The organism is Actinomadura sp. HBU206391, from assembly GCF_014323665.1.
Lineage (GTDB): Bacteria > Actinomycetota > Actinomycetes > Streptosporangiales > Streptosporangiaceae > Actinomadura_C.
In genome coordinates, this window is record NZ_JABVEB010000389.1 from 1 (window position 1) to 3,981 (window position 3,981).

5 protein-coding genes are annotated in these 3,981 nt (G+C 70.8%); 2 read left to right on the forward strand and 3 right to left on the reverse strand.

What is annotated here, in order from left to right; genetic code table 11:
• The first annotated feature begins 271 nt into the window (after positions 1 to 271).
• Positions 272 to 613, forward strand: coding sequence for an SCP2 sterol-binding domain-containing protein (locus tag HKK72_RS36985; protein ID WP_187239047.1), 342 nt, complete (start codon positions 272 to 274; stop codon positions 611 to 613).
• 81 nt (positions 614 to 694) lie between these two features.
• Here HKK72_RS36985 and HKK72_RS36990 read toward each other — a convergent pair whose 3' ends face one another.
• The 3 genes from HKK72_RS36990 to HKK72_RS37000 all read right to left on the reverse strand — a co-directional run bounded on the left by HKK72_RS36990 (position 695) and on the right by HKK72_RS37000 (position 3,474).
• Positions 695 to 1,765: a glycerophosphodiester phosphodiesterase family protein gene (locus HKK72_RS36990; protein WP_187239048.1), complete on the reverse strand. Its 1,071-nt coding sequence runs from the start codon at positions 1,763 to 1,765 to the stop codon at positions 695 to 697.
• 173 nt (positions 1,766 to 1,938) lie between these two features.
• The gene (locus tag HKK72_RS36995; protein ID WP_187239049.1) at positions 1,939 to 3,009 is read right to left on the reverse strand and encodes an HAD-IIA family hydrolase; all 1,071 of its coding nucleotides are present in this window, start codon (positions 3,007 to 3,009) and stop codon (positions 1,939 to 1,941) included.
• Between the two features lie 18 nt (positions 3,010 to 3,027).
• On the reverse strand, positions 3,028 to 3,474 hold the full coding sequence (locus HKK72_RS37000; RefSeq protein WP_261987558.1) for a tetratricopeptide repeat protein: 447 nt from the start codon (positions 3,472 to 3,474) through the stop codon (positions 3,028 to 3,030).
• A 95-nt stretch (positions 3,475 to 3,569) separates the two neighbouring features.
• Here HKK72_RS37000 and HKK72_RS37005 point away from each other — a divergent pair.
• The coding region (locus tag HKK72_RS37005) for a DUF1015 family protein (RefSeq protein ID WP_187239051.1) at positions 3,570 to 3,981 on the forward strand (412 nt) is incomplete at its 3' end.

The following is a 3,981-nucleotide window of genomic DNA, read 5'->3' on the forward strand; positions in this document are numbered from 1 at the left end:
GCCGCGTCAGCGCCTCGTCCACCCGCTCGTCGCCGGTCGGCGCGGCGACGGGCAGGAACCGGCCGGCATCGCGGTCGACCGGACCGCTACCCGGATCGCCGCCCGGAGCGCTGTTCGGCTCGTGCCGACCGGCCACCTCTAGATCTTCCACGCCCATCACCGCCTTCGCCTCCGATCAACGACCGCGCGCCGCGAGTCGCTTCCAGCTCACTGGGAACGCTACCGTCACAAGACGACAACGTTGCCGACAGGAGCGGAGAACGGCCGGACCATGGCGAACGAGGACGAATGCCGGACGGCGCTCGCGCAGATCGCCGCACGCCTCGCCGATGTGGATAAAAAGGACTTTGCTGAGCATGTCGTCGAGCGGACCATCAGCTGCCGCATACCGGATCTCGGTCTCGCCTTCGAGACGCGGATCCACGAGGGCGGGCTCGACCCGTTCGAGCGGACCGAGAACGCGAAGGCGGCGCAGGTCCGTGTGACCGCGAACAGCGACGATCTCGTGGCGATGGCCAATGACGGGCTCAATGTGGCGAAGGCATGGGCCACCGGCCGGCTCAAGATCGAGGCGAACATCTTCGATCTGCTCCGCCTGCGCAAGTTCATCTGAACACGGCGGCGGCCGAACCGGCCCGCCCGAAACGGCCCGGCCGCAACGGCCGGGCCGACGGTCGGCCACCGCGACCCGGGCTCACCGGCCCGGCGGGCGATAACCCCTCGGCAGCGCGAATCCGTTACTGGCGAGCACCGCCCGGAGCCGGTCCGGATAGTCGGTGATGATGCCGTCCACTCCGTCGTCGATGAGCTTGTTCATGGTCGCCTCGTCGTCGATCGTCCAGGGGACCACTTCGATCCCGAGGCGATGGGCCCGGGTGACCATGTCCCTGGTCGTGTACGGCTCGTAGCCGGGGTCGGTCACCTTCCCGTTCTGCGGGAACCCGTGCACCGGTGAGAACGCGTCGGCGCCGAAGGAGCGGATCGCCCTGAGCGGGTCACCGCCGAAGTCGTCGATGTCGATCCCGCCGAGCCAAGGCGACATACCGGGCTGGCCGGTCTGCAGGAAGTCGCGGTTGGTCAGCGCCACGATCGGCAGCCGCGGCTCGACCCGCCGCATCCGCATCAGCGCGCCCCAGTCGAAGCTCTGGATCGTGACCTGGCCCAACATGCGGGCACGCCGGATCTCGCGGGCCGTCACCTGCACGAACTGCTCCCGCGGCGCCGTCTCGCTCGGGGCGCCCGCCTCGACCTTGGTCTCCACATTGAGCTTGACGCCGTACGCGCGATAGCGCTTGACCAGGTCGAACACGTCGCGCAGCAGTGGCATCCGGGCGCCCGGCGCGGGGAGCTGGAGGGGGAACTCGCTCAAGGTCGAACTGCCGCAGTCCATCGTCTTGATCTGCTTCAGCGTCAGGGTGTTGATGTACTTGCCGACATAGGGGAACTCGGGATCGCCCGGCGCCGATGGGCCGGTGTCCTGGCACTTGCGCGAATTGATCTGCCGGTCATGGGTGACCACCGCCTGGCCGTCCTCGGTGATCTGCACGTCGAGTTCGAGCGTGCTGACCCCGAGTCGCAGGGCGTTCGCGAAGGCGGGCAAGGTGCTCTCGACGACCAGGCCCAGGCCTCCGCGGTGGGCCTGCAGGTCGAAGGCGTGCCTGTGCCTCGAGGGGGTGGTGGGGTCGGCCGCCGCGACACCGGGAGCGGCCACCACGGGGGCGAACGCGAGCACGGTGGCGACGAGGCCATTGCGCCAACTGGTCATGAGGCCGGTCATGAGGATCGCGCTTCCCTTCGTGGGCGTACGGGTTCGCCCGGAACGCTGTACGGGGAACGCGGGCAGCAGGGATGCGTCAGATGAGCATTGGGCGAAGGCCTCATGACCATTTGTTGATCATCGGCTGTACCGACCCCGGTCGCCGCAACGGGTGCCGGCGGTCAGCCGAACCCGAGGCGGCCGAGCGCCTGCTCCACGGCGGCCGGCCGGGCCGGCGCGTCCGTCCGCCATGCGGCGCCGCAGAGCGCACGCAGACCGTCGTAGCGGTCTCCCACGCCACCCTCATCACCACTGTCACGCCCGCCATCGTCGCTGTCGCCGTCACCGCCGTGCGACAGGGCGACGATCTCACCGTCCCAGCGCGCCGTCCAGCCACCGCAGGTATAGGAGTCCCCTCCGGAACCGGCGGAGCGCCGGACCCGCGGGTGCGGCGTCAGCAGACCGGCGAGGTCCGCCGCGACGTAGGTCGGCCGGTGTGCGGGGACGGCCGTGACCGCCGCGAGCGCGTCGGTGACCCCGGTCAGCACCAGGAGGCTGTCGGCGCCGCCGTTGTACGCGCCCTCGATGTCGGTGTCGAGCCGGTCCCCCACGACCAGTGGCCGCTCCGCGCCGGTGCGCATGACGGCTTCACGGTGCAGCGGCCGCTCCGGCTTGCCGGTGATGATCGGGTCGGTGCCGGTGGCGGCACGGATCACCTGGATCAGTGCGCCGTTCCCCGGCCGCGGCGGGCCGCTCGCTCCGGGGATCGTGAGATCGCCGTTGGACGCCACGAACAGCGCGCCGTTCGATACGGCCTGTGCGCCCTCGGCGATGAGCCCGTACGAGAGATTCGGGTCGTAGCCCTGGACGACGGCCGCCGGGCGCTCCGCCGCCGTGGACACCGGTCGCAGCCCCTGTCCCCGCAGGGCGTGCCGCAGGCCCATGCCGCCGACCACGAGGACCGGCGAGCCGGCCGGCAGCCGCTCGGCGAGCAGCCGCGCCGCCGCCTGGGCGGAGGTCACGACGTCGCCGAGGGCGGCGGGCACACCGAGCCGGGTGAGCAGGTCGGCGACGGCACTCGGGGTGCGGAAGGCGTTGTTGGTGACGAAGGCCAGCCGCTGACCGGCCGCCCGCGCCTTGGCGAGCGCGTCGGCGGCACCCGCGACCGGCCGGTGACCGATATAGACCACGCCGTCGAGATCGAGCAGCGCGACGTCGTAGGCCTCGCTCAACGGACGGTCGGAACCTCGCATTCCGCCTACGCTAGCGGATCATTTCCGGGCGTTGAGCGTCGCCCGGGCATACCGGAGCGCGTTGGTGTAGTGCTTGTTGTCCGGGCGCATCGCCGCCGCGAGCGCCAGATGCTCCACCGCGGACTCGAAGTCGCCGAGCCGGCTGAGGGCCAGCCCGAGCCCGAACAACGCGTAGTCCTCCGAGGGGTTGTCCTCCACGATCGACCGAAAGCTGTCCGCCGCGTCCGCGAACCGCTTGGCGCCGAACTGCGCCCGGGCGAGCGCCTCCCGGATGCTCCGCGAGGACGGCTCGGCCTCGGCGGCACGCTGGAGGAGCTGGACGGCGGCGGCGGAGCTGCCGGAGCCGAGCAGATCAAGACCACGCTGGTACCACTCGTACACGCCGCCGCTGGGATCGGACGATCCCCGCGGCTCGAGTACCTGGCCGTTGTCCTCCTGGCCATGCTCCTCACTGGGGGAATCCATGGGTCCGTCCGGACCTTTAACCATCTGTGGGCCTCCCTTATCACTCCGATCATGCCCGGTCCCGGCGGCGGAGCGCCTCCCCGCCACCCATTACCATGCCCCCAGTGGATGACGATCTCTCCTCCGGCCTCACCCCGGAGCAGTTCAGCGCCCGTATCTTCGGCGCGTACGACCAGGGCGGCGAGGCCGGCTTGGAGCTGGCGCCGTTCCACGGGGTGCGCTTCGCGCCCGGCGCCGTGGACCTCGCGGCCGTCACGACCCCGCCGTACGACCTGATCGGCGAGGAGGAGATGCGTCGGCTGCTGGACAGCGACGCGCGCAACATCGTGCGGCTGATCCTGCCCTGGGACGGTGTCGGCGACCCCGGCTCCTGTTATGACAAGGCCGCGCAGCTGCTGCGGCGGTGGATGGCGGACGGCACCCTGGTGACCGACCCCGAACCGGCCCTGTACGTGTACGAGGAGCGCGACGCCGACTCCCTGCAGCGCGGACTCGTCGGGGCACTGG